This is a genomic window from Lactobacillus sp. UMNPBX12, assembly GCF_002553955.1.
GTDB lineage: Bacteria > Bacillota > Bacilli > Lactobacillales > Lactobacillaceae > Lactobacillus > Lactobacillus crispatus.
Genome location: NZ_PCYY01000051.1, coordinates 1 through 2,887 on the forward strand (window position 1 = coordinate 1; position 2,887 = coordinate 2,887).

Sequence of the window (2,887 nt, forward strand, 5' to 3'; positions counted from 1 at the left end):
GCTCTGATTGATAGTAAAATCGTCTGTTGTTAGCTGTTCGATGAGCTTTTAATTTTCCAGCTCGATCCCAGCTTTGAAGAGTGAACGGCGCTTTGCCAAGATATGCAGCAGCTTCTTTTAAATACATAATTCTAGACATAAAAAATCTCACCACCTTGTAGCGAGATTATAACACACTTTATAACACTTAAGAAACACAATTACACATATATTTTTAAACTTGTTGAAACTCTTAAAAGTCTTTTTATTATAAGTCACTACCGCAATTTTACCTTTATAAAAGCCAGCATATTCTTTTTGTAAATCACCATGGATATCACAATTAGCCAATGAAACTACCCAAGACTTTTCTGCCTTAGTTAGTTTATTCATCTTTTTAACCCAAACTTTTTGTCCGTCTAATTTACTTTGATCGTATTTAATTTGCCAACTAGCCTGCTTAACTGCCGCAATAGAAGTATTCTTGTTAGTCAATAACTTTTGTGCGTTATCAACGGCCAAATCATATCTTTCTTGCTGTGCTTTTTCAGTCAAACGATATAAAGTCGATTTTTTAATTTGACCTGCTCGATCAACTAAGGCTTGCAACTCACCATAGTCACTAACAGTGGCCTGACTTGCATCTGCTTGTGCTTCGCTCGGTGTATTATCAACTTTTAATGCAACTGGATTTTGACTTGTCACATCACTAGCTTTAACAAAAGTATTTGCTGTATCTTTAGTTTGGTGAGCATATGAGCCGTTGCTGGTAATCGTAGTACCAGTCTTGCCTATTCCATCAAGAGATGGAACCCAGACCAATTTTTTGTTAGCCGTAAGATGATAATATAGATCAGCTTGTTTAGTTTGCTTGTTCCAAATATAAAGAGCTCGATCAACGCCAACATTAACATCTGGAATCAATAAATAACTCTTGTCAACGATTTCGCCATTAATATTGTAAAGATATGCTGACTTGCCAGCAGTTACATAATTAACCATAACAGGCGCTATTACAAAATTATTTGGCATAATCCGAGTTGACTTTTTGATATCAGGTAAATTGACCCACTTGTTAGTACCTTTAATACGATAATACTCGAGATTACTTAGATAGTCATCAGCGCCATCAACATTATTGTAATAATTCTGATCAACTGTAAGCTTAGTTCCCTTCTTAATTGGAGCAGCAATTGGCATCCCTACTTGATTAGTTACTGGAGCAGTCTTTTTGGTAATTACCTTAAATTCCTTAGTTGACAGATCCGCATATTGATATTTTCCTGGCGAGATTCTACCAATGTTGCCTGGCTTAATATATTTATTTTTGCCAATATTAACAAAGTCTGTCTTCTTGATGCTTACTGTCGGTAACGAAAAATACTTGCCAGCTAATACATTATTGAAGAAATACCTGCTTTGATTTGGGTTAGTAATTGCCTTAGGCTTCAATATAGTCACCTTTAGTAACTTTCCCTTCTTAATCTTGCTCTTGGTACGCTTACCTTGATGATTGTAAACATAGGCATTGTGGTTAATATAGAACGTTAATTTAGTAGTTTGTGTATTATCTTGACTTGCGGCAGCAACTGGATTAGACAAATGATTATTTGCTAAAACAGGTACAGTCAACATTATCGTAGCTGCCGATACTAAAATTAATTTTTTTGATGCTTTCATTTTTATTCCCTACCCTAATTTTTATAACATCTTTAGCAATTCAATGCATCAAAAAAGTCCAAGAGGAAATCAATGTATACCTCTTGAACTTTTTATCAATAAAAAAATAGAAAGGAGACAAGTCTCTAATCTATCCAAAAACATCTCTGCTTTTCAATTGTATAAACATGTTATTATTCTTCAGCTAATTTGTCAATAACTTTGTTCAAAAAATTATTGACACAATTTTTCACCAAAACAAAATAAGCATCCCTGCAAATCAACTGCAGTGATGCTTATTTCTTATTCTAAATGTTCCATATTGCCTAATGCTAGAACTAATATTATTTACAATTTCAGCTCAACACCTTTAATCAACTATCACATTGCCAATTTAAATTTGGAAAGCCATTGCTCTCTTTCTGACCAAGAATAAACAGGAATATTATAGTTCTTAAAGGCAGACTTAAAATCACTAGAAACAGGACTATTAATATTGTTCGCAATAACTGAAAATTCTGTTTTAGGTTGGCTTTCTCGTACATCAATAATTCTAAATAAAGGGTTAGCTATATTAGAATTAATAGGCGTATTCACCACCTTAATAGCTTGTTGCGGTTTTTTTCTTGTACGTCCAACCACAATATCAAACTTAGAATTCCGTCCGCTTTTTCCTAGTAAACTCAAATCTTCTCCTACTGGAATATTATTATCAATAAAATAATTTGTTACATCTTCTTTAAAATACTTAATAACACTATTTTTAGAAGTCTGTAATAAATCAAAAGCTTGCAACATACATTGAGTTAACCTATTTTGTGCATCTGGAAATTGGGCTAAGTCATCAAATTCAATTATTAATTCATTATTCTGATTTTTCACACCAAAATTAATCAAAATCGATTGAAAGTAGTTCCTACGTTTAGATTTTCTGTTTAAATTAATATCTAATAACCCTAACTCATTAATAGTATACCCATCATCACTAATTATATATTTTGATGTATTTCCTTGTGCAATCACTAATTCTATATAATCATTGTACATATCTAAAAAAGGTGTAGTGATAGTCATATAATCCTGATTTTTAGAAGGGACAAATTGAATCTTTTTATCTATCCAGTCAAAATATATTTTCTTCATTTTCTCTACATCAAACATATTTAACTGTTCTCCCCCCTTTCTTTAAAATAAGAGACTGTAAAATAGTTTGTGTAAGGATGAATGATTCCTTAAATTTATTTCTTTA

3 protein-coding genes are annotated in these 2,887 nt (G+C 32.1%); all 3 read right to left on the bottom strand.

Annotated features, from left to right (window positions below; translation table 11 throughout):
* A partial coding sequence (locus CP363_RS11155) for a MerR family transcriptional regulator (protein WP_143468711.1) occupies window positions 1-139 on the bottom strand: 139 nt, incomplete at its 3' end.
* Between the two features lie 8 nt (window positions 140-147).
* Complete coding sequence (locus tag CP363_RS10380) at window positions 148-1,659, bottom strand: SLAP domain-containing protein (RefSeq protein ID WP_233187170.1); 1,512 nt, start codon at window positions 1,657-1,659, stop codon at window positions 148-150.
* Window positions 1,660-2,019: 360 nt separating this feature from the next.
* Window positions 2,020-2,799 carry a DUF1828 domain-containing protein gene (locus CP363_RS10385; RefSeq protein ID WP_089143113.1) on the bottom strand — a complete coding sequence of 260 codons (780 nt, stop codon included), beginning with the start codon at window positions 2,797-2,799 and terminating at the stop codon, window positions 2,020-2,022.
* Window positions 2,800-2,887 lie beyond the last annotated feature (88 nt).